Origin of the sequence: Dorea sp. AM10-31, from assembly GCF_003435815.1 — a bacterium.
GTDB classification, from domain to species: domain Bacteria; phylum Bacillota; class Clostridia; order Lachnospirales; family Lachnospiraceae; genus Dorea_D; species Dorea_D hominis.
On the sequence record NZ_QTUV01000002.1, the window covers coordinates 1 to 22,803 of the forward strand.

At 40.8% G+C, this 22,803-nt stretch carries 20 protein-coding genes; 18 read left to right on the forward strand and 2 right to left on the reverse strand.

All coding sequences use genetic code 11. The features are described from left to right. The first annotated feature begins 79 nt into the window (after window positions 1-79). Entirely contained in the window at window positions 80-847 is a 768-nt protein-coding gene (locus DW125_RS03125) for a zinc ribbon domain-containing protein (RefSeq protein ID WP_117537125.1), read from the forward strand. Here the strand turns inward: DW125_RS03125 and DW125_RS14380 are convergent. Beyond that, window positions 780-938 carry a MerR family transcriptional regulator gene (locus DW125_RS14380; RefSeq protein WP_330411783.1) on the reverse strand — a complete coding sequence of 53 codons (159 nt, stop codon included), beginning with the start codon at window positions 936-938 and terminating at the stop codon, window positions 780-782. The two genes, DW125_RS03125 and DW125_RS14380, sit on opposite strands and share 68 nt — an antisense overlap. 238 nt (window positions 939-1,176) lie before the next feature. Here DW125_RS14380 and DW125_RS03135 point away from each other — a divergent pair, with 238 nt between their 5' ends. From DW125_RS03135 to rseP, 17 genes are all read left to right on the forward strand, one after another. After that, window positions 1,177-1,551 carry an MmcQ/YjbR family DNA-binding protein gene (locus DW125_RS03135; protein ID WP_117537126.1) on the forward strand — a complete coding sequence of 125 codons (375 nt, stop codon included), beginning with the start codon at window positions 1,177-1,179 and terminating at the stop codon, window positions 1,549-1,551. Continuing rightward, the gene (locus DW125_RS03140) at window positions 1,548-1,979 is read left to right on the forward strand and encodes a flavodoxin family protein (protein ID WP_117537127.1); all 432 of its coding nucleotides are present in this window, start codon (window positions 1,548-1,550) and stop codon (window positions 1,977-1,979) included. The genes DW125_RS03135 and DW125_RS03140 overlap by 4 nt, the downstream gene beginning before the upstream one ends. A 449-nt stretch (window positions 1,980-2,428) precedes the next feature. Next, complete coding sequence (locus DW125_RS03145) at window positions 2,429-2,911, forward strand: HD domain-containing protein (RefSeq protein WP_117537128.1); 483 nt, start codon at window positions 2,429-2,431, stop codon at window positions 2,909-2,911. Window positions 2,912-3,022: 111 nt separating this feature from the next. After that, a complete protein-coding gene (locus tag DW125_RS03150; RefSeq protein WP_117537129.1) occupies window positions 3,023-3,937 on the forward strand; it encodes an ABC transporter ATP-binding protein in 915 nt (304 codons plus the stop codon). Then, window positions 3,934-4,842, forward strand: a complete 909-nt coding sequence (locus DW125_RS03155; protein WP_117537130.1) for an ABC transporter permease — start codon at window positions 3,934-3,936, stop codon at window positions 4,840-4,842. The genes DW125_RS03150 and DW125_RS03155 overlap by 4 nt, the downstream gene beginning before the upstream one ends. 232 nt (window positions 4,843-5,074) lie before the next feature. After that, window positions 5,075-10,252 carry a Spy0128 family protein gene (locus DW125_RS03160; protein ID WP_158549883.1) on the forward strand — a complete coding sequence of 1,726 codons (5,178 nt, stop codon included), beginning with the start codon at window positions 5,075-5,077 and terminating at the stop codon, window positions 10,250-10,252. 316 nt (window positions 10,253-10,568) lie between these two features. Next, on the forward strand, window positions 10,569-12,140 hold the full coding sequence (locus DW125_RS03165; RefSeq protein WP_147323690.1) for a hypothetical protein: 1,572 nt from the start codon (window positions 10,569-10,571) through the stop codon (window positions 12,138-12,140). Next, on the forward strand, window positions 12,121-13,434 hold the full coding sequence (locus tag DW125_RS03170; protein WP_117537133.1) for a sensor histidine kinase: 1,314 nt from the start codon (window positions 12,121-12,123) through the stop codon (window positions 13,432-13,434). The genes DW125_RS03165 and DW125_RS03170 overlap by 20 nt, the downstream gene beginning before the upstream one ends. Beyond that, window positions 13,382-14,005 carry a response regulator transcription factor gene (locus DW125_RS03175; RefSeq protein WP_021861084.1) on the forward strand — a complete coding sequence of 208 codons (624 nt, stop codon included), beginning with the start codon at window positions 13,382-13,384 and terminating at the stop codon, window positions 14,003-14,005. The genes DW125_RS03170 and DW125_RS03175 overlap by 53 nt, the downstream gene beginning before the upstream one ends. Window positions 14,006-14,245: 240 nt before the next feature. Beyond that, on the forward strand, window positions 14,246-15,091 hold the full coding sequence (locus DW125_RS03180; RefSeq protein ID WP_021861083.1) for an Ig-like domain-containing protein: 846 nt from the start codon (window positions 14,246-14,248) through the stop codon (window positions 15,089-15,091). Window positions 15,092-15,331: 240 nt separating this feature from the next. After that, window positions 15,332-16,156: a hypothetical protein gene (locus DW125_RS03185; RefSeq protein WP_021861082.1), complete on the forward strand. Its 825-nt coding sequence runs from the start codon at window positions 15,332-15,334 to the stop codon at window positions 16,154-16,156. 86 nt (window positions 16,157-16,242) lie between these two features. Beyond that, window positions 16,243-16,938, forward strand: a complete 696-nt coding sequence (gene pyrH, locus DW125_RS03190) for a UMP kinase (protein WP_021861081.1) — start codon at window positions 16,243-16,245, stop codon at window positions 16,936-16,938. Between the two features lie 18 nt (window positions 16,939-16,956). Then, the gene (gene frr, locus DW125_RS03195; protein WP_021861080.1) at window positions 16,957-17,508 is read left to right on the forward strand and encodes a ribosome recycling factor; all 552 of its coding nucleotides are present in this window, start codon (window positions 16,957-16,959) and stop codon (window positions 17,506-17,508) included. 66 nt (window positions 17,509-17,574) lie between these two features. Beyond that, window positions 17,575-18,297, forward strand: coding sequence for an isoprenyl transferase (locus DW125_RS03200; protein WP_117537134.1), 723 nt, complete (start codon window positions 17,575-17,577; stop codon window positions 18,295-18,297). Continuing rightward, window positions 18,290-19,096 carry a phosphatidate cytidylyltransferase gene (locus DW125_RS03205; RefSeq protein WP_021861079.1) on the forward strand — a complete coding sequence of 269 codons (807 nt, stop codon included), beginning with the start codon at window positions 18,290-18,292 and terminating at the stop codon, window positions 19,094-19,096. Before DW125_RS03200 ends, DW125_RS03205 begins: the two co-directional genes overlap by 8 nt. 38 nt (window positions 19,097-19,134) lie before the next feature. Next, a complete protein-coding gene (gene dxr / locus DW125_RS03210) occupies window positions 19,135-20,277 on the forward strand; it encodes a 1-deoxy-D-xylulose-5-phosphate reductoisomerase (RefSeq protein ID WP_021861078.1) in 1,143 nt (380 codons plus the stop codon). 17 nt (window positions 20,278-20,294) lie between these two features. After that, window positions 20,295-21,329 (forward strand): RIP metalloprotease RseP, encoded by a 1,035-nt coding sequence (gene rseP, locus DW125_RS03215; RefSeq protein ID WP_117537398.1) that lies wholly within the window; start codon window positions 20,295-20,297, stop codon window positions 21,327-21,329. Window positions 21,330-21,462: 133 nt separating this feature from the next. Here the strand turns inward: rseP and DW125_RS03220 are convergent, their stop codons facing one another. Further along, window positions 21,463-22,734, reverse strand: a complete 1,272-nt coding sequence (locus DW125_RS03220; RefSeq protein WP_021861076.1) for a peptidoglycan-binding protein — start codon at window positions 22,732-22,734, stop codon at window positions 21,463-21,465. Window positions 22,735-22,803: the final 69 nt, after the last annotated feature.

Here is a 22,803-nt window from a genome sequence, read left to right on the forward strand (position 1 = left end):
TGCCTCGCAAACCCGCATAAATACTGAATGTGTGGAGTTTTGCTCATGGCTATATGATATGCTTATGGAGGTGATGACTATGGAAACAAAAAATATTATTTTGAAACTTCGTACAGAAAGAGGAATGTCACAATACGAGCTGGCGGATAAAATTATGGTAACAAGGCAGGCGGTATCACGCTGGGAAAATGGAGATACCGTTCCGAATACTGATACCCTTAAGCTCTTATCGAAAGAATTTGATGTCTCGATCAATACGCTTTTGGGAGAACCCAGAAAGCTGATCTGTCAGTGCTGCGGCATGCCTATTGATGATGATTCCATATTGGGACGTGATAAGGATGGCGCATTAAATGAGGAGTATTGTAAATGGTGCTATGCAGATGGAACATACACATATAATGATATGGATGAATTGATTGATGTGTGTGTAAAGAATATGGTAAATGAAAACTTTACCGAAGAACAAGCACGTTCTTATCTGAAAGAAATGCTTCCAAAGTTAGATTACTGGAAAAGATATGATGAGCTTAGTGACAATGGGCAGTTTGAAGAGTTTAAAAAGCAATTGATAAATGAAATTAATGATCTGCATATAGACGGACTTCCAAGGGTAGACAAACTAAATGCACTTGTGGGGAAATATGTGAATCTGGAATATACTCTGCCTAATGGTCAAAAAGTGAAATTCCTTAATGATCAGAAAACCTATCTGGGGAATCAACTGGAGTCTGAATTTGGAGGAGACAGGTGCTTCGGTATTCTGGCAGGTATGGATTTTATTCTCGTATGTACATATGAGAAGGATGGTAAAAATCCGGAGCTGTTGATTTATAAAAAGAGATAATATAAGCAAAAAGAAAATCTTGACAATCATAATATTGTAGAGTGCGTATACTCACTCCGGTAAGCTTGCTCACTTCATGCACTGTCATCATTAATATTTTCTCCTATCTAACTTTGTGTTCTAAGCATAAACTATTACGTAACGTCGGAGTCAATACTTTTTTACAATTATATATGCACCTAAAGCTATGAATCTATACGACTGACAAGTTATTTAGCTAAAGTCAGAAGAATAAGAGAAATGCAAAAGAATTTGGCAGGTAGTACGGGATACGAAAATGTGGTATGATTATGGGCAGGATATCAGAAGAATCTGGAGTTGAATAGATTGTGAAGAAAGAAGAAATTTTTGAATATGTGCAGAAACAGTACGGCACAGTTCCGGAATATTTATGGAGTAAATCGCCAGACAGTGCTGTACTTCGTCATAAAAATGGAAAATGGTATGCTGTACTCATGACAGTTGAGAAATCTAAGTTGGGATTAGAGGGAAATGATCTGGTTGACATCATGGACGTAAAGTGCGATCCGGAAATGACCAGTATGATTATTCAGACTTACGGTTTTTTACCAGGATACCATATGAATAAACAGCACTGGATTACGATTTTACTGGATGGTTCAGTCAGTGAAGCAAAGACATTAGACTTTTTGGATATGAGCTATGACCTAATTGATGGAACAGGCAGAAAGGAAGAAAAATGAGAACAGCGATAGTATACGCATCTGTGCATCACGGAAATACAGAAAAATTAGTAAAGAGGATAGCAGAAGAATGTCAGGTGGATTTGATTGATGCTGTGAAACAGCCAGATGCAGATCTGAGCAGTTATGATATAATTGGGTTTGCATCAGGAATCTATTTTTCAAAGTTTCATCAGTCGATATTGGGATTTGCAGAGAAGAATCTACCGGATGACAAAAAGATATTTCTGATCTGTACTTATGGTGGGAATGCGAATTATAAATCCATAGAGCAGATTTTAGACAAGAAGCATTCTAAAGTGATAGGAAAATTCGGGTGCAAGGGTTATGACACATTTGGTCCATTTAAACTGGTGGGTGGTATTGCCAAAGGGCATCCAGATGAAGAAGATATAAAAAATGCAGTTAAGTTTGCAAGAGGACTATAAATAGTTAAGCAAAAAAAACCGGGGAACAGTCCTCGGTTTTCTGATATTTGTGGTTCAGTCTTCAATTTGAAAAAAGTAACATGAACATTATGTATTGCATCAGCTTCGAAATGATCCGGTTTATGACTATGGGACCGATTTGTATTACTCCGGAATTAAAAAGACAAGGGTATGGGAAAAGTGGATTTACGATGATGTGGAAGAGTGAAGAGAATTAGAAAAGACAGCGGAATATAATAAGTACAATCTAGGGTGTCAGATGGAGGCGCCGGCAGGAGTTGCGTATGTTGTGGCGAGAAAAGAAGGGTGATAAATCGTATTTGCAATACAGCAGAAGATAATATTATAATAGCATATAAAGATGCCAGGGGCAAAAGCCTAAAACGGTATGGAATCTTTTGACCCTAACATCATACAAGTAAAAATATACGCTGGGAGGAAATAATATAATGCTGGTTGCGACTGCAATTGAAAAAATGATTGATTTTTATAAGGGAAACAGACACGATATCAATCACTTTCTTAAAGTCTGGTCGTTCGCAAAGACGATCGGAGAAAAGGAAGGACTGGATGAGGATACACAGAAGATTCTGGAATTAACGGCTGTTGTACATGATATTGCATGTCCGTTGTGCCGAGAAAAATACGGTAATGCAAATGGCAAAATGCAGGAGAAAGAAAGCGCGCCACTGGTAGACGCATTTTTTGCTGAATTGCCGGTTGAGAAGCAGAAGGTAGAACGAATCAGATGGCTGGTTGAGCATCATCATACATATACAGATGTAAAGAGCGCGGATCATCAGATCCTGCTGGAGGCGGATTTTCTGGTGAATGCCGATGAAAGCGGATATTCTGAGGAAGTAATTGAAAATACGTGCAAAAATATTTTCCGTACTTCAACGGGAACGCATTTGTTAAAGAGCATGTATTAAATCAGGGGTGTGCAATTTTTGACAAAATATATTTCATTCGGGAGAAGAACAGGAAGATCGTCTATCCTGCCGTTTTCGTATTATAAACAGCATTGTGAAGAAAGGAAAACTATGAAAGAGAATGTAATCGAAGTCAGCCATTTACATAAAGCATTTGGTAAAGTTAAAGCAGTCCGGGATTTAAGCTTCCGGGTGAAAAGGGGAGAATTGTTTGCATTTCTTGGTGTAAACGGAGCAGGAAAAAGTACAACGATTTCCATCTTGTGCGGGCAGCTATCTAAGGATGCCGGAGAAGTAAGAATTAACGGGGCAGACCAGACGCATGCCGGGCAGGACACAAGGTATCTGCTGGGAGTGGTATTTCAGGACAGTGTGTTAGATAAACCGCTGACTGTCCGGGAGAATTTGAAAAGCCGGGCAGCACTATATGGAATTACAGGTAAAGCTTTTGAAAACAGATTGCAGGAGTTAGAGAAACTGTTAGGATTTGCAGATTATACAGACCGTGCAGTTGGTAAGCTTTCCGGCGGACAGAGACGAAGAATAGATATTGCGAGAGCACTTTTGCACCGCCCGGAAATACTCATCCTTGATGAACCGACAACCGGACTGGATCCGCAGACGCGTAAGACATTATGGAATGTTATAGAAAACCTGCGGAAAAAAGAAAAGATGACCGTGTTCCTGACAACACATTATATGGAAGAAGCTGCAAGTGCGGATTATGTAGTGATTCTGGACAGTGGAAGTATTGTTTCGGAAGGAACACCGCATGATCTGAAAAATCAGTATGCGGATGATGTGGTAGCACTTTATGGAGTAACAGAAGAACAGGTGCAGCTTCTTGGAAAACAGTATAGAATAATCCGGGACGGTTATCAGATCATGGTGCGGTCTACAAAAGAGGCGACAGAGCTGATCGTGGCACATCCGGAACTGTTCCAGGATTATGAAGTGATAAAAGGCGGTATGGATGATGTATTTCTGGAAGTTACCGGAAAGAGACTGGGAGGGGATGAAGTATGAAAACATTACAGGCATTGATAAACCGTAACCGAAAATTATTTTTCCGGGACAGAGGAATGTTATTTTCTTCGCTCATTACACCAGTTATATTGATTGTGCTTTATGCTACGTTCCTTGCAAAAGTATATAAAGACTCATTTACGTCTTACCTGCCGAAGATCCTGCATGTATCTGAAAAACTGATCGATGGTGCGGTGGCGTCCCAGCTTGGTGCGGCGCTTCTTGCTGTCAGCTGTGTAACAGTTACGTTTTGCGTGAATCTTACGATGGTGCAGGATAAAGCAAGTGGCGCAAGAAAAGATTTTGATGTGTCACCGGTAAAAAGACCGGTTCTCTATCTGGGATATTTCTGCGCAACTGTGTTCAATTCCCTAATGGTAAATGTACTGGCATTGGTTCTGTGTCTTTTTTATATAAGGAAAATGGGTTGGTACTTATCAGCAACAGATCTTGCGTGGATGGTTCTGGATGTACTTCTTCTGGTATTGTTTGGAGCAGTGTTATCTAGCATTATCTGTTATCCGTTAAAGACACAGGGGCAGATGTCAGCAGTCGGAACAATTGTCAGCGCAGGATATGGTTTTATCTGTGGTGCGTATATGCCGGTGTCCAATTTCGGAGACGGATTACAGAAATTTTTATCTTACCTTCCGGGTACGTATGGAACATCTCTGCTGAAAAATCATATGTTAAGAGGCGTGTTTGCACAGATGAAAGAGGATGGATTTCCAAAACAGAGTGTCACAGAGATTGCAAAAAGTCTAGACTGCCGTCCGATGTTCGGAGGCGAAGTTGTTTCTACGCAGGAGATGATTGCTGTTATGGCAGCGAGCATTCTGATATTGGGAGCGGTTTATTTGGTGGTGACAGCTATTTTTATAAAAAGGAATACCGTCAAATCTTAGGAATCGACAAAAGAGCTGACGATAGTGTAAATATTGACAAAAAATGGAATAATCTGACTAAAATAAAAATATAATTAAATAGAATGAGATATAGACACAATAATAAGAATCGTATATAATTACAGTACTTTACAAAAAGCAGCTTGAAAGACTGCCACGATAAATGAAGCTCTGCTTTAGCAGATTTCATGATCCACACCAGAGAAAGAATAAGCTGGAAAGGAGTGGAGCAATGAAAAGGCAGTTTTTTGGAAGAAGCAGATGTAAGAATACGATCAGAAGAGTTCTGACGATCATGCTGATGATGGCACTGGTCTGGGGAATGTTATCTTCTGGTATGGCAGTACAGGCGGAAGAACAGACATCAGAGGGTACACTTTCAGGAGTGACATCTCAAAGCGAGGGTACGATGGCAGATGCGTCCAGTATTACCAATTGGAAAAAAGCACTGACGGATGGAGACGGGAACTATTTGATAGAAAATACCGGTAAGATCTGGTCAGACAAAACAGTTACAACAGAAAATCTGGAAATAGAAAACGGAGGAAAGAAGATCACGGTATCAAATGACGGATCTGATTTCCTCGTTGCATTATCTGCACTTTCTTCTATGTCCAACAGGAAAACAGTTTCGGATAAGCCGTTAGATATCGTGCTGACACTGGATGTATCCGGATCTATGAGCGATAATCTGAATGGAAGCACTTCTAAACTTTCTGCGCTGAAAACAGCGGTAAATGATTTCATTGATAAAACAGATGCAGTCAATAAAAATATCACGGATGCATCAAAAAAACATAAGATTGCAATTGTAAAATATGCAGGAAATAAATCCGATAAAATTGGAAATACCACATATACTTCCAATGGTTATAAGTATAATCATACGCAGATTCTCAGCAATCTGACGGATGATGCATCTGTATTGAAAGCGGATGTAAATGCACTGAATGCCAGCGGATGTACGGCAGCGGATTATGGAATGGAATATACAAAAAAGATCATAGATCAGATAGAACGGAAAAAATCGCAGAAGATCGTCATCCTGTTTACGGACGGAGAACCGAATCATTTTAGCGGATTTGACGGATACGTTGCAAATCGGGCGATTTCTTATGCGAAAGATCTGAAAAAGGATGGAACAAGGATCTACACGATTGGTGTATTCGATTCGGCAGATCCGTCAGATACGCGAAATTCATTTAATGCATATATGCACGGCGTTTCCAGTAACTATCCGGATGCACAGAGTTATCAGAACCTCGGCAACAGAGCAAAAGACAGCCAGTATTACAAGGCGGCATCCAATGTGGCGGAACTGAATAAGATTTTCGATGAAATCGCGCAGGATATCAGCCAGTCAACAAGTGGTGTACCAACAGAGTTAGGAGAGGCAGACGGCAGTAAAGACGGTTATGTTATATTTACAGATCGGCTTGGGGATTATATGAAAGTGGATCGCTTTGCAAATATTGTCTGTGCAGGAAAAACATTTGATCTGAAAGAGAAGACAACCAGCGGAAATAAGGATGTCTATCATTTCTCCGGCACGGTTTCGGCGAATGCTTTATATGAAAATGCCAGTCTTGATGACCTGATCATTCAGGTAGAAAAATCAAATGATTTAAAAACGGGAGATCTTGTCACAGTGAAGATTCCGGCATCGCTGCTGCCACTTTTGAATTTCAAGGTGAACGAAGTGAACGGAAAAGAGAACGTGACAGTGGAAGAAGCATCACCAATCTCCATCTGTTATGGTGTAAGCCTGAAAGATGGTGTGGAAGAGAAAATGGCAGTTCCGGATGAGAATATGCAGTCTTATCTGGCTGAAAACCAGAAGGATGGAATTGTATCATTTTACAGCAATGTTTATACGAAAGGAGAAGATAACGGAGACACAACGTGCATATTTACACCGGCATCTGAAAATCCGTATTACCGGCAGGCGAAGAATGAGACTGAAACAAAGCAGGAAAATGTGACAGAAACCGCAAAAAATGTCTGGAGTTCAAAGAGGACAAGTGGAGATGCCTCTGAGATAAAAGAAGAACTCGGTAATAACGGAAAGTTACAGGTTGTGTGTCCGGGAGCGCTTCTGATCAGCAAATGTGCGGAAGTGGCAGAAGGATTTACAGGACCGGAAAAAGCCGGTGAAACGGAATTCCATTTTAAAATCCAGATTCCATCTGCAACGAATCAGACATTCCAGGTGCAGAAATATCAGAATGGACAGAAGTCTGGCAATCTGATATCACTTACATTTGCAAATGGAAAAGCAGACATTGTCTTAAAAGACGGAGAATCTCTCTGCATTTACGGATTGGAAGCAAATGCGGCATACAGCATCGAGGAAGTGAATCTGCCGGGAGGATATACGCTGGATGAAAAATCAGGAGAAAATGGAAAAATTAATGCAGGAAAAACGATGGAAGCAGTATTTCATAATGTTTACAGGGCAGATCCGGCAGAACTTGCAAACGGAATTTTCTGCGTACAGAAGCAGTTCCCGAACTGGGAAGCATTTCAGGGACTGTCTTTTGATATTGTGCTGAGCAGTGACCAGAAAAATGCGCCGTTCCCGGAAGGAGCGCAGGTGACAGAAAAAGACGGTGTCCGGTGCATGACAAAAAATGTAACAAATGCACAGAACATTGGGTTCGGAACAATTAAATTTACAAGACCGGGTACATTTAAGTATCAGATCCGGGAACAGATACCGGCAGAAAATAATCGTGCCGGTGGTGTGAAATATTCGCAGGCACTCTATGAAGTTGTTGTGAAAGTGACAGATGACGGAAAGGGGAATCTGCATGCGGAATTAACGATGTGGCAGAAAAAGGATGATAAAGGCGCGGAATTAAATCTTGCAGTTGCAGATCAGATTGCAAGGATTCAGAATGACTATGAGACCGATGCGGTGACACTTCAGGGCGCAGCAAATCTGAAAGTGAAAAAGGAACTTATCGGACGGGACTGGATGTCGGATGATGCGTTTACATTTGCAATCGGATGGGATAAAGACAATCCAGATGCAGCAAAAGATGTAAAGCTTCCGGAAGCGATTACTGTAAAAAATGGTGTGGAAGCGCATTTTGGTGATATCGTATTTAAAGAGCCGGGAGTTTATAAACTGGTTATAAAAGAAAGAACAGGAAGTCTTCCGGGTGTTACTTATGCAGACGGAAATGTAAAAGTGACAGTGGTCGTGACTGATAATCTGGATGGGACACTGACTGCAAAAGCACTTCCTTCCGGATATCAGACAGAAGGAAACGGCGTGTCGATTACAGGAGACCGTGTGATGACATTTACGAACCGGTACGAAGTAAAACCGGTGCAAACATCTGTTCATGGAAAGAAAGTGCTGGAGGGCAGAGACTTAAGAGCAGATGATACGTTCCATTTCCGGATCAAGGCAGAAAATGATGCGCCACTTCCGGGTGAAACGGTTGTAACAAACGATGTAGACGGAAAGTTCCATTTCCAGATGTCTTATGTGAAGGCAGGGATTTATAAATATACGATTCAAGAAGTGGAGGACACGGAGCATCCGATTCCGGGTATCCGTTATGATAAAGTTAAATACGAAGTGACAGTAAAAGTAACGGATGATGGAAAAGGAGCATTAAAGGCAGAAGTTATTTATCCGGACGGAAATCCATTGAAGATTATGAACCGCTACAAAGCAGATCCGGTTGTTCCGGCTGATTTTAAAACCGGTATACGCGGCACAAAGCAGGTACAGTCAAGTGAAAATAATATGTTTACAATGAAAGGCGGAGAATTTACATTTGTACTGGAAACTGCTGAAAATAATCCAGAGTCAGATCCGGTGAAAGCATTGTCAGAGGCTGCACGCACAGTGAAAAATGATGCAGACGGACAGTTCCGTTTTGAAAATACTATGCGGTACACAGAAAGTGGAACATATGTGTATACAATCCGTGAAAAGCAGGAAAATGCAAACGGAATCAGCTATGACGGAGTTCCGGTAACGGTAATCGTGACGGTAAAAGACAATCTGAACGGCAAATTGGAAGCAACGGTAACTTATGAAAAAGGACAGAAAAAAGCGGATAGCATTTTATTTACGAACAAATACAACCCGGACAAAGTACTTGTTACTTTACAGGGAATGAAAGAACTGACAGGCAGGACACTGGAAGAAGGAACGTTTCAGTTCAGGCTGAAATCAATCAGCGAAGATATTCCGGAAGAAGTGCAGGAAGAGTTGCAAAATGATACAGGAAAAGCAGTGGCAGAAAATGTAGACGAAACCGTTACAAATAGCCAGGGTGGAAGTTTTCATTTTGGAGAGCTTACCTATACACATCCGGGAACGTACATTTATCAGGTATCTGAAGTTCAGGGGGATAAGGAAGGGTACACGTACGATTCCCATGTTGCAACTGTGAAAGTTGTCGTTACAGATCAGGACGGCATATTACAGGCAGAAGTCTATACGGACGGACAGAAAGGAAAGTATCCAGAATTCCACAACCAGTACGCGCCGAATCCGGTAACACTGGAAGGAAAGAATATCATTCACGCTAAAAAAACGTTGCATGGACGGGATATGAAGAGTGGAGAATTTTTGTTTGAGCTATTAAATGAAGATGGAACAGTTGTTGCAAAAACCAGGAACCAGGCAGACGGAAATGTCATATTCCCTGCAATGACTTATGAAAAAGCAGGAATTTACCGCTATACAATGAGAGAAACAAAAGGAACTTCCGGTGGCGTTACGTATGATGAGACTGTTTATGGGGTGACAGTGGAGGTTACGGATGCCGGAGGATATCTGAAAGCAGAGACATCGTATGCATATGCTGGAGATGCTGTGAATATTCCGACGTTTTCCAATCAGTATCAGGCAGTGCCGGTAGAAGTGGTTCCGGGCGCTGTGAAAGTGCTGAAAGGCAGATTGCTCGCAGAAGGAGAATTTACGTTTGAATTAAAAGACGTAAATGGCGCGGTTATGCAGACGGTGAAAAATGATGCGTCCGGAAGAGTGACATTTGATAAATTAACATTTAACCGTGTGGGCACGTATATTTATACAGTAAATGAGAAGCATGAGCAGGCGAAAGGTATTACCTATGACACTTCTGTATACACGTACAAAATAACGGTGACGGATAATGAGCAGGGCGCTTATCAGGCGAAGGTCGAGACAACGCCGGACGAAGTGTTATTTACAAATGTGTACACGAAGCCGCAGGAACCACAAAATCCACAGAAACCGACTAACCCGCAGAAACCAAACCAGCCACAGAAGCCGGTAAAAACAGTTACAATCCTGCCGAAGACCGGTGATCCGGCGCAGACAGGACTGTTGATCGGAATTATGGCAGGGGCAGCAGGACTTGCTGGCGTCTGTGTAATTCGGAAGAGAAAAAGTGTGAGATAAAAGGTTTCCGGTAGCAAAAATATCTATATTATAAAAGGATGACAAGAGCTTTGACGCAGGCGATAAAACCGCAGGTGTCATAGCTCTTGTTGTATGATTGTTCCTGATATGTCATTCCAGAAAAGAAGTTTCTTTCATATACGGTATCCAGGAATCATGTTATAATAAAAATATGTAGAAAAATTGTATGGAGGAGAGACAGATGGAAAAAAGCACAAGAGCAGAATTTTCATATGTGATATTTTTTTTGGCAATTTTGTGCGGATATGTCTTTCGCCTGCTCCCACGGAATATTTTACTCCCAGGGGATGTCTTTATGGGATTGGATGTATTACGTTCTGCAATTTACATGGAACTGGTTCTGTACTGGATTTCATCTGTGAAAAAAAGGATCTTGTACAGTGCAGTTCGGAAATATTTGTTGATGATCGGTTACCTTCTTATTTTCTGGTTGTTTATACGTACAATAAAGTATCTTTTCCTGGGAAATATGGATTTCCTGAAAAGTCTGTGCTGGTATGGATTTTATATACCGATGTTATTTATACCATTATTTGCACTATATCTGGCAGTCTGCCTTGGACAGCCAGAGCATTACAGGTTACCAAAGTATTTGTATAGTCTTGTTTTCCCGGCAGTTGTGCTCTGTCTTCTTGTTTTGACGAATCATATCCATCAGTGTGTGTTTCGCTTTGAAAATGGGGTGCCTTCCAGTGATGGAAATTATTATTACGGATGGGGATACAAAATGATTCTTGCGTGGCTCAGTATGGAAGTTTTGATCTTTTTTGTATTGTTGTTTATAAAAAGTCATGTGCCCGGAAGAAAAAAACGAATCTGGTTGCCAATGATTCCGTTGGGCGTGGGGATTCTATATGTAGGATTGTACCTTTCCGGAATTTCGTTTCTTCGGACTTATGCAGGAGATCTGACGGTGATGATGATTCTTGTGATCCTTGCTATCTGTGAAGGATGTATAAAAAGCGGTCTGATCCCGTCAAATACAGGATATGAAGAACTGTTTGAAGCAACTACAATCGGAGCACAGATTCTGAATCAGAATAAGGAAGTTTGTTTTGCATCTGGAAATGCAAAACAAATATCAGAAAATGTACTGGAAGAGGCAAAAAATAGACCGATTGATCTTGGGGAAGAACAATTGCTTCTTGCACCGGTCAGAGGAGGAGCGGTTGTATGGTGTGAAGATGTAACAGATATCAGATGTGTATTAAAACAATTAGAAGCAAATGCGGAACAACTGGAATCCAGCCGCAGTCTTTTGCAGGCGGAAGTGGATTTAAAGAAAAAACAAAGCAAACTGGATGAGCAGATGCAGTTTTGTAATAAAATTACAGAGTATACAAAAGGTCAGATCGATCAGATTAAATACTGGCTCGAAAACAGTAAAAATGAGAAACAGAAATGGGAAAATCTGAAAAAAATCTGTGTACTTGCCGCCTATGTGAAACGGATGAGTAATTTAATATTACTTTGTGAAGAATCTGATTTTTTGCCGGCAAAAGAATTGGAGTATTGCTTGAGGGAGTCGGTGGAAAATCTGAAAGTATGCAAAATAGCAGTATCTTTATCCGGAAAATGTGAAGGAGTTTTGAAAAAACAAGATTTGATCGCATTATATGAAACATATGAAAAGCTGATGGAACAGATCCTTGGTGATGTGGATGCAGTGCTGTTACATTTACAGTCGGCAAATAGGCAGGCGGTATTAAAATTGAATATAGCGGGAAATACCAGATGCCTGTCTCATGTAAGAGATATTGCAGTGGCAGGGAATATACAAATCAGGAAAAGAATACAGAATGAGGAATGTCAGGTACAACTGTATGCCGGAAAGGAGATAGGAAAAAATGAGCGCAATGATATGTAGTTTATTGTTTCTTTGTTTCTTTTTACAGGCAAATGCATTTTTGAAAGAAAAGAGCAGACGAGAAGTCAGAACAGGTCTTTTAGTCAGCAGTTTACTGAATCTGGGATTGTTAATTATATTTGCGGCAGGGGTACAGAAGCTGGCAGATAAAAGCACCACTTCAGCGATAGAAAATGTGGTACTTGGAATTCCGAAAATATACATATTTCTCTATATTGCTATGGCAAGTGTAGTGGCAGGAAAGGTTTATTACCGGCAAATTTGCAGAAGCAAAACGGAAATAACGAATAATACAATACGTGAAGCTGCAGATACGTTACCAATGGGACTATGCTTTTATGATACAAATGGTCAGATTCAGCTTATAAATAAGAGAATGAATCAATTGGGACATAAATTGCGTGGAAAAGCAATTGTAAACGGTGAAGATTTCTGGGAGTTTTTAGAAGAAGGAAGTTTGGTGCCAGGATGTAAGCGCCTGTCCAGGAAGAGTCCAATGATTTTTCAAATGGCGGATCAAACAGTCTGGCAATTTGACCGGGAAGAAATCTATGTGAGAAAAAAGAAAATGATACAGGTGACAGCTTCAGAAAGAACGATGCTATATCAATTACTGAAGAGGCAGGAAGAAGAAAATGAAGAACTGAAAAGTATCAACAAAAGACTGAAAGTGTATGCACAGAGGGTAGAAGAACTTACGCGTGCGCGTCAAAGACTTGATACAAAAGTCCGGATTCATGATACGTTCGGACAAATACTTATGGAAACCAGATATTTTCTTTCAAGCAAAACTGTAAAAGATAAAACGGATGAATTATTAAAAAAATGGCATCATATCATTTCGCTTTTACAGCAAGAGACAAAGGAAGAGCAAGAGGATGCCTTGTATTATTTGAAAAATGCAGCAGCATCCGCAGGAATAAAACTTAAAGTAACAGGAAAAATCCCAGATGACAGAAGTATTCAGGAATTGTTTCTGGCAGCGGGGGCGGAAGCTTTGACAAATGCTGTTCGCCATGGAAAGGCGGACAATTTGTGGATTGAGACAGGAACCGAAAAGGGAGAAATATATTTTATTTGTTCAAATGATGGAGTGATTCCACAGAAAAAAATTACAGAGGGCGGAGGGTTGTCAACGCTTCGTCAGAAAACAGAACTGGCAGGCGGGTCTATGAAAATTACAGCTGAAAATGTATTTTCCTTGAAAATACGGCTGCCAAAAGCAGGGGAAGGAAGAGAGAATGATACATGTATTGATTGTGGAAGACGATCCAATGGCAAGAAAATTGTTTGAGATTATTTTGCAGGAAAGTGACAGATATATAGTTACAGCGGCAATTGAGAGTGCATCTCTTGCAGAATTTTACTGTATGACGAGCACGGTGGATCTGATTTTAATGGATGTCTGTACAGCGCTACGCTCGAGTGGATTGGAAGCGGCAGCAAAAATTAAAAAGATTTATCCAAAGAAGAAAATTATTATTGTGACAAGTCAGCCGGAGTGTGATTTCGTGGAGCGTGCAAGAAAAAGTGGAGTAGAAAGTTTCTGGTATAAAGATCCTTCGGCAGAACATTTGCTGGATGTCATGGATCGGACGATGAGAGGAGAATCTGTTTATCCGGATAAACTGCCTGTATTGCAGATCGGACTTGCAACAAGCGAAGAATTTACGGCAAGAGAGCTGGAAGTACTGCGGGAACTGACCAGCGGAGATACGGATGATGAAATTGCAAAAAGATTACATATCTCAATACATACAGTAAAAAAATATGTAAAAACACTGCTACAGAAAACTGGTTTTACAACGCGGACACAGCTTGCGGTAATGGCAAGAGAAAGCGGAATTGTGATACGGGGATTTTAGAAAGGGAAAAAATATAAAAACATACTCTTTTGAGGGATGTTATACATTTTTTCTTCTGTTAAACTGAAACTAGAATTAGAGATCTTATGTACAAATTCAAGGAAAAGGAGGAGATAAATATGAAAGAAAACGAAGATATTTTGCGAGCGTGCTTGTAATGCTTCTGACATTGCTTCCGGAAGCAAAGGAAGTTTTAAAAAATGTGTTCTTTAAGTTAGGGATAACTGGAAAGGAAAGCGTATGGATAAAAAAATATGGAGATGTATAAGAAAAAACTTTTTGGCGGTTGCAATGGTAGCAATTTTTATATTTTCCGGAGTACAGGGATGTAGAGTAGAGGCGGCAGCGAAACCAAAGCTCAATAAAAAAAGTGTTATGTTGTACGTGGCGCAGAGCAAAAAGTTGAAAGTGAATCATACAAAGGCAAAAGTAAAATGGTCGAGCAGTAATAAAAAAATTGCAAAAGTCAGTAAAAAAGGTACAGTAAAAGCAGTTAAGCCGGGAAAATGTACAATTTATGCAAAAGTAAAGGGCAAAAAGTTAAAGTGTAAGGTGGAAGTTGTTTCCAAACAGCAATATTATGGAAGAAATTTATATATGCTTGTGAGACAAAAAGGAGCAAAAGGTTCATCGGATGTCAGACGCATATCAATGAAAATAAAACAGTATGACGTAGAAAATTATCGTACAGTTATAATAAGTGCGTATCCGAAAAAATGGCAGATGCAATTTGTGTTTAAGGAGGATCTGGAAGAACCGGATGAATTAACGAGAGTGGATATAAAACTGGATGTTTCAAAAGATAAGGCCGGACAATTAAAATATGTATATGAAGACGGTTACAGTGACATTATTACCCGCATACAGGGCAAGGTTGAGAAAAACTGTGATGAAAACAAAAAAGGTCTGGACTTAACGTATTATGAAATTATTAGAGAAGAAGAAGATCCTGACAAAGGAGTGCCGGGAGAGTGGGCATGGCCAAAGACATCCGAAAGTGTAAAAAATGCATTTAGCTATTATGACGATTTGTTAAAAAAATATGGATATTCCATGAAAAAAATTGGGTTTATGAATCGACTTTAAGTGGCTACGAAGAGTTTTTCGTGCTTGTGTGGAAAAGAACAGGGAGCAGTATCGTTTATCAGGACGAACTGCTCCCTGTGTGTTGTTTTATTTTATGGAATAATTTCATTCATGTTTCACTTCCATTGGAAATAAAGAATATAAAAAGCAGATTTCACAAAATATTCAGAAAAAATTAAGTGCATTTTCCGGTATATCTTCTATAATAGTAAGAAGAAAGACAAGAATGGAGGACTTAAGATGGACATAGAATTAGAAAACGAGATTCAGAAAAGGTTACACAAATATCATAAGAAGATGTGGGCTTCGTATGGAGCCATTGCAATAGATATTTTGTTTCTGATTTACATGGTGATTTTCAAACTGGATCTGGATATATGTTCCTGGTCATTTGGAATATTTGGAACTTTCCTGATATATGTGGCTGTTTTTGCAGCATATGCCGCAATTGCTGTTCTGGCATGTCTGTTGGAAGCATTTGGGAAACTGGAAATAGAGAAGATTTTATTTGAGGAATGTGATCCGTTTTTATATGAGGCATGTGCAATGCGTATAAAGCAGCCATTTTTCAAAGATCGTGTGAATTGTAATCTTGCAGTCGCAAGGTACTATCAGGGAAATATAGATGCAGCATATGATACGCTGATGGCGATTAATCCAGAAAAATTAAAAAGAGAATTCGCACTGAATTATTATCTGTTATTATCCATGATCTATTTTCAGAGAGACATGGGACAGCAAGTTCCGGAGCTGGAACAGGCATGTCGCAGAAAACTTTCTAAAAATAAAAAAGGACAGGCTCTTTTTGCACATTTGTGTGCATGCAATAATTTCCGGAGGGCAATGGCAAATAAGGACTATGATGCAGCGTTCGGATTTATGCAGGATGCAGCGACTGCACCAAATCGTCTTTTTTATAAGTTGCATCAGGTTGCATACAGCTACGATGCAGCGTTGTTGTACAGAGCAGCAGGTGAAAAGGCAAGCACCGGATGGAATCTGGATTATATAGCAAAAGAAGGAAATAAGCTTTTTGTTGTACAAAAAGCAGAAGAAATGCGATAGTTATTCCTTTTTTGAAATTCCTATGTTATAATTACAACAAGTATGTGAAAACATAAAAAGAGAAAAGATAAGGAGTTTGAAAACCGATGAAAAGAGTATTATTAAAACTCAGCGGGGAAGCACTCGCAGGAGATAAAAAAACCGGATTTGATGAAGCTACATGTGTAGGCGTTGCAAAGCAGGTTAAGAAACTGGTAGACGATGGCATCCAGGTTGCAATCGTAACCGGAGGCGGTAATTTCTGGAGAGGAAGAACCAGTGAGACGATTGACCGTGTGAAAGCTGACCAGATCGGTATGCTTGCAACGGTTATGAACTGTATTTATGTATCTGATATTTTCCGTTATGTCGGAATGGAGACAGAGATTTTCACACCATTTGTATGTGGTGCATTTACATCACTATTTTCCAAAGATGCAGCAGTAGAAGCACTCAATGAAGGAAAGGTTGTATTCTTTGCAGGCGGTACAGGACATCCGTATTTCTCAACAGATACAGGAGCTGTTCTCCGTGCGATCGAGATCGAGGCAGATGCAATGCTTCTGGCAAAAGCAATTGATGGAATTTATGACAGCGATCCGAAGGTGAATCCGGATGCGAAGAAGTATGATGAGATTTCGATTCAGGAGATCATCGATAAGAAGCTGATGGCAGTTGACCTGACAGCATCTATCATGTGCCTGGAAAATAAGATGCCGATGCTAGTATTCGGACTGAATGAGGAGAACAGTATCGTTGAGACGATGACAGGAACATTTACAGGTACAAAAGTAACTGTATAATAATAGGAGGAAATATTTATGAACGAGAAATTAAAAGCATATGAAGAGAAGATGACCAAGACAATGGGTAATCTGGATGGAGAGCTCGGAGCAATCCGTGCAGGACGTGCCAATCCAAATGTTTTGAATAAAATCATGGTAGATTATTATGGAACACCGACACCAATCCAGCAGGTTGCAAACGTATCTGTACCGGAGCCGCGTATGATCCAGATCCAGCCATGGGAGAAGTCGATGGTAAAAGTAATCGAAAAAGCGATCATGACTTCTGATCTTGGAATCAATCCGACAAACGATGGAACATGTATCCGTCTGGTATTCCCGGAACTGACCGAGGAACGAAGAAAAGAACTGGTAAAGGATGTTAAGAAAAAAGGAGAGGCAGCAAAGGTTGCAATCCGTAATATTCGTCGTGACGGAAATGATGCATTCAAGAAACTGAAAGGTTCTGATGTATCTGAAGATGAGATTAAGGATATGGAAGATGATCTTCAGAAACTGACAGACAAATATGTCAAAGAAGTTGACAAAGCAGTTGAAGCAAAATCAAAAGAAGTAATGACGGTTTAATAAATGAGGGGACAGAAGCCAAAGAGATTTTGGTAACTGTCCCCCATTCGTGGGAGGAGAAACCAGATGAATGTACCGCAGCATATTGCGATTATTTTGGATGGAAACGGACGTTGGGCGAAAGCAAAAGGAATGCCACGTAATTATGGGCATGTACAGGGAAGCAAGAATGTTGAGAAAATCTGTGAAGAAGCATGGAAAATGGGGATCAAATATCTGACTGTATATGCGTTTTCGACAGAGAACTGGAACCGTCCGGCAGATGAAGTGAACGCGTTGATGAAGCTGTTGCGCAGTTATATGAAGACCTGCCTGAAAACAGCAGCGAAAAATGATATGAAAGTCCGTGTAATCGGTGATAAGACCAGACTGGATGATGACATCCGAAATCGTATAGAGGAACTGGAAGAAGCTACAAAGGATAACGGTGGACTGAATTTCCAGATTGCATTGAATTACGGAAGCAGAGATGAGATTATGCGTGCAGTCCGCAGAATTTCCGCAGACTGTGCAGAAGGTAAATTAAAGCCGGGAGAGATTTCAGAAGAAGTTATTTCAGGCTATCTGGATACACATGGAATCCCGGATCCGGATCTTCTGATCCGTACAAGTGGGGAACTCAGATTATCCAATTATCTGCTCTGGCAGCTTGCATATACGGAATTTTATTTTACAGATGTTCCGTGGCCGGATTTTTCAAAAGCAGAACTGGAAAAGGCGATTGAGCAATATAATAGAAGAGACCGCCGCTACGGAGGCGTGAAGGAGGAACAGAAAAAAGATGTTTAAAACAAGACTTTTAAGTGGAATTGTTCTGGTGATCATCCTGATCGCTACAGTTGGATGCGGAGGAGAAGTACTCTTTGGCGTACTTGGCGTAATCAGTCTGATCGGTATGACAGAATTGTATAAGGTAGTGGGTGTGCAGAAGAAACCAATTGCATTTGCCGGTTATCTGGTAGCAGTAGCTTATTATGCACTTCTGTATACGAATCAGTTAAATCGTTTGCCGCTACTGATCATGGGATTTATGATCGTATTGATGGCAGTTTATGTATTTTCGTATCCTGCATTTGTAGCAGATCAGGTTGCAACAGTATTTTTTGGAGTATTTTATGTGGCAATGATGATGTCTTATGTATATCAGACAAGAATGTTAGAGGATGGTGGCATTGTAGTATGGCTCATTTTCCTGAGTTCCTGGGGATGTGATACCTGTGCGTATTGCGTCGGCATGCTGATCGGTAAACATAAGATGGCGCCGAAGTTAAGCCCGAAGAAGTCGGTAGAAGGTGGAATCGGAGGAATTGTAGGTGCAGCGTTGCTTGGCGCGATATTTGCAGCTGCAATGAATCATTTTGCCGGAGCACAGGCAAATGTGTTGCATTATGCAATCATCTGCGGAGCCGGAGGAGCGATTTCCCAGATTGGAGATCTGGCAGCTTCTGCCATTAAGAGAAATCATGATATTAAAGATTATGGTACGCTGATTCCGGGACACGGCGGTATTCTGGATCGTTTTGACAGTGTTCTTTTTACAGCACCGGTCATTTATTTCCTGACAACATTTCTCGCCGGCAATCTGTAAAATAAAACAGTGGTTATAGGATTAAAGAGAGGGATTTTATGAAGAAAATAGCAATTCTTGGTTCCACCGGATCGATTGGAACACAGACACTCGAAGTAGTCAGAGAAAATAAAGATATTGAAGTGCTTGGGCTTGCAGCCGGTAAGAATATCGAACTGCTGGAACAACAGATCCGGGAGTTTCATCCGGTGTGTGTTGCTGTATGGAGCGAAGGCAAAGCAGAAGAGTTAAAAGTAAAAATTGCAGATACAGATACAAGAGTTGTAACAGGAATGGAGGGGCTTATTGAGATCGCAACGCTTGAAAAGGCAGAGATTCTTGTGACGGCAATTGTAGGAATGATCGGACTGCGTCCGACGATCGCAGCGATACAGGCAGGAAAAGACATTGCGCTTGCCAACAAAGAGACGATGGTAACAGCCGGACATCTGATCATGCCGATGGCAAAGGAATATAATGTCCGTATTTTACCGGTAGACAGTGAACACAGTGCTATTTTCCAGTCTCTTCAGGGAAATAAAGGCAATCCGATCCACAAGATACTTCTGACGGCATCCGGCGGTCCATTCCGCGGAAAAAAAGAAGAAGATCTTCTGAATATCCGTGTGGAAGATGCATTGAAACATCCAAATTGGTCGATGGGACAGAAAATTACCATTGATTCTTCTACAATGGTAAACAAAGGACTGGAAGTGATTGAGGCGAAATGGCTGTTTGATGTAAATGTGGATCAGATCCAGGTTGTTGTACAGCCACAGAGTGTCATCCATTCCATGGTTGAATATGAAGACGGAGCCGTAATGGCGCAGCTTGGGACACCGGATATGAAACTGCCGATTCAGTATGCGCTTTATTATCCAGAGCGTAGATATCTGCCGGGTGACAGACTGGATTTCTGGGAAATGGGAAAACTGGATTTTGAAAAGCCGGATATGGAGACGTTTTATGGTCTAAAACTCGCATATAAGGCAGGAAGAGAAGGCGGAAGTCTTCCGACCGTGCTCAATGCGGCAAATGAGCTGGCGGTAAGCAAGTTCCTGAAACGTGAAGTCAAATATCTGGAAATTATGGAAATCATCGAAGACTGTATGAATGCACATAAGAATATAGCGAATCCGTCACTGGAACAGATTCTCCAGACCGAAGCAGAGACGTATGAACGAATCGAAAGCAGGAGGTAATAATTAGATTGAGTAATATAGTAGGTATTATATTTGCAATACTGGTCTTCAGTTTTATTGTAATTTTTCATGAACTGGGACATTTCACACTGGCAAAAAAAAATGGAATTGATGTGGAAGAGTTTGCAATCGGAATGGGACCGAATCTTGTTTCAAAAGAGTATAAGGGAACAAGATATTGTCTGAAACTTTTTCCAATTGGCGGCTTGTGCATGATGGGAGAAGATGACGAAGCGTCAGATGCACCGGGAAACTTTAATAATAAATCTGTGTGGGCGAGAATTTCTGTTATTGCAGCAGGACCGGTTTTTAATTTTATTCTTGCATTTATCGCATCAATAGTATTGATTATGATGGTAGGATATGACGCTCCGGTAGCGGCTTCTGTGGAACAGGGGTATCCAGCTGCTGCGGCAGGCATTCGGGCAGGAGATAAGATTGTAAAAATCGGAGATAAAAAGATTCACATTTTTCGTGAAGTTACTTCTTACAATCAGTTTCATCAGGGAGAGGCTGCCAAAGTTACCTATGAGCGAAATGGGAAAACCTATACTGTAAAGCTGACTCCGAAGATGGATAAGAAGCTGGGATATTATCGTTATGGAATCACTGGGGCCGGTAATACAAAAGCTTCTTTTGCAGAGAGTCTCCAGTATGGTGTTTATGAAGTGAAATATTGGATCTGTTCGACGGTAGACAGCCTGAAAATGTTAGTTATGAGAAAGATAGGAATGGATCAGTTATCCGGACCGGTCGGAATTGTAAATGTTGTAGCAGATGCATACCAACAGACGAAGAGCTATGGAGCGATTGTTGTAATTGAACAGTTTCTCTATATCGGAATTTTATTATCGGCAAACCTGGGAGTTATGAATTTGCTGCCACTTCCGGCACTGGACGGAGGAAGACTGGTGTTTCTCTTTGTAGAAGCAATCCGGAGAAAGAGGATTCCACCGGAGAAAGAAGGCTATGTGCATGGACTGGGATTCGTGCTTTTGATGCTTTTGATGGTGTTTGTATTGTTTAATGATGTAAAGAGAATATTCTTCTAGGATTATACGGTATTAGCAGAACGTCACAGACGGAAGGTAGTGCTTATTATCCCGGATGATAAAAGAAAGCTGTCCGGAACAATATCATGAAGTGAAAATGATATTGCTCCCGGACAGCTTTTTGAAAATATAATTATGTTAATTCAGCAATTCTGGAGACTCCGACATAGATTTCAGAAATTTTATACCATGTTTTATAATCTACAACTCCGGTTTGGGGTAAATTAAAAATGGACTGGAATTTCCGAACTGAGTTTTCCGTAGCTGTGCCGTAAATTCCATCGGCATCTACTTTCGGAAGCGCAGGATAGGCACCGGCAATCACATTGAGTTGTTCCTGCATCTGACGTACTTTGTCACCGGAAGAACCAACACTAAGATCGTACCCCGGCCATGATGCCGGAACACCGGAAATTGCTTCAGCAGTATTGATATACATGTCATCTCCATAATAATAGCGGAGAATTTCGATTGGTGTGTAACCCTGATCTCCAAGTGATTTAGATCCCCACTGTGTCATCCAATTCGGGCACTGTACCTGACGCCCATCACAGTATTGCGTGAGGATCGGCTGTTTGACATTTGGTCTGGAGAGGTAGTCGGCAAACAGCTCATCGACTACGACAGAGATGGAATCGAAAATATTCCGGTTCGGAATCCATTTGTGATCGAAAGCCGTAGAGGAAGTAATCGTAAAGTCATAGCCCTGATTGCGGTACCACTCTGTGTAGACACGGTTCAGGGTAAAAGACATGATGGCAAGCACATTTGCACGGATCGTGGCGGCAGGCCAGGTCGCATAGATTTCACTGGAAGCAACATTTTTGATGTAATCTTTATATTTTACATAGTAGTTTTTAGCGGTGGAATCTCTCGGACTTCCATCATGGACAACGATATATTCAGGAACAACAACCCGGCTTAAAACAATTTCCCCGGATTCCTGAACAGGTTTTATTTCTTCTTCCGGAATTTTTGCCGGATACTCTCCATATAGAGTATGAGCAGGAATAACATAGACGGAATCATTGTTTTCAGCGCCAAGGGGTGCAAGCGCAAGATTTTGCAGAGAGAGCGTCGATGCAAGAACTTCTGCACCGGCAACACTGATTGGTGCATATCCTTCGGCTTCTATGCGGAGTGTGTATTCAGAGTAAGGCTGTTCGTCAAAGGCGGGATCAAGACTGTATTCCAGGGGCGGTGCATCTAATGTAAGAGATTCTGTTTGACCGGAAGAATCAGTCATCAGTTCTTCCAGAGTACTGTCTGGTATACCGGTGTAAGAGATGGATACTTTAGCATTTGCAACCGGGGCGGCAGTGAGAGAGGAAGTAAGGCTGACTTTCAGACTGCCTTTTGCAGAATTGTCCGGCAAAGACGTATTTATACGGTCGTTTTCTGGCATGGGATCATACCTCAAAATACTTTGTCATGTATAATGTATGCAGATAAGAAAAAGAATATGAATATTTTT

Excerpts from the sequence above, each read along its gene's own strand:
- DW125_RS03205 (WP_021861079.1), top strand. The coding sequence starts at position 18,290 with ATGTTTAAAACAAGACTTTTAAGTGGAATTGTTCTGGTGATCATCCTG.
- DW125_RS03145 (WP_117537128.1), top strand. The coding sequence starts at position 2,429 with ATGCTGGTTGCGACTGCAATTGAAAAAATGATTGATTTTTATAAGGGA.
- DW125_RS03160 (WP_158549883.1), top strand. The coding sequence starts at position 5,075 with ATGAAAAGGCAGTTTTTTGGAAGAAGCAGATGTAAGAATACGATCAGA.
- frr (WP_021861080.1), top strand. The coding sequence starts at position 16,957 with ATGAACGAGAAATTAAAAGCATATGAAGAGAAGATGACCAAGACAATG.
- DW125_RS03175 (WP_021861084.1), top strand. The coding sequence starts at position 13,382 with ATGATACATGTATTGATTGTGGAAGACGATCCAATGGCAAGAAAATTG.
- DW125_RS03180 (WP_021861083.1), top strand. The coding sequence starts at position 14,246 with ATGGATAAAAAAATATGGAGATGTATAAGAAAAAACTTTTTGGCGGTT.
- DW125_RS03220 (WP_021861076.1), bottom strand. The coding sequence starts at position 22,734 with ATGCCAGAAAACGACCGTATAAATACGTCTTTGCCGGACAATTCTGCA.
- DW125_RS14380 (WP_330411783.1), bottom strand. The coding sequence starts at position 938 with ATGATGACAGTGCATGAAGTGAGCAAGCTTACCGGAGTGAGTATACGC.
- DW125_RS03165 (WP_147323690.1), top strand. The coding sequence starts at position 10,569 with ATGGGATTGGATGTATTACGTTCTGCAATTTACATGGAACTGGTTCTG.
- DW125_RS03140 (WP_117537127.1), top strand. The coding sequence starts at position 1,548 with ATGAGAACAGCGATAGTATACGCATCTGTGCATCACGGAAATACAGAA.
- DW125_RS03155 (WP_117537130.1), top strand. The coding sequence starts at position 3,934 with ATGAAAACATTACAGGCATTGATAAACCGTAACCGAAAATTATTTTTC.
- DW125_RS03125 (WP_117537125.1), top strand. The coding sequence starts at position 80 with ATGGAAACAAAAAATATTATTTTGAAACTTCGTACAGAAAGAGGAATG.
- DW125_RS03185 (WP_021861082.1), top strand. The coding sequence starts at position 15,332 with ATGGACATAGAATTAGAAAACGAGATTCAGAAAAGGTTACACAAATAT.
- DW125_RS03200 (WP_117537134.1), top strand. The coding sequence starts at position 17,575 with ATGAATGTACCGCAGCATATTGCGATTATTTTGGATGGAAACGGACGT.
- dxr (WP_021861078.1), top strand. The coding sequence starts at position 19,135 with ATGAAGAAAATAGCAATTCTTGGTTCCACCGGATCGATTGGAACACAG.
- DW125_RS03170 (WP_117537133.1), top strand. The coding sequence starts at position 12,121 with ATGAGCGCAATGATATGTAGTTTATTGTTTCTTTGTTTCTTTTTACAG.
- DW125_RS03150 (WP_117537129.1), top strand. The coding sequence starts at position 3,023 with ATGAAAGAGAATGTAATCGAAGTCAGCCATTTACATAAAGCATTTGGT.
- pyrH (WP_021861081.1), top strand. The coding sequence starts at position 16,243 with ATGAAAAGAGTATTATTAAAACTCAGCGGGGAAGCACTCGCAGGAGAT.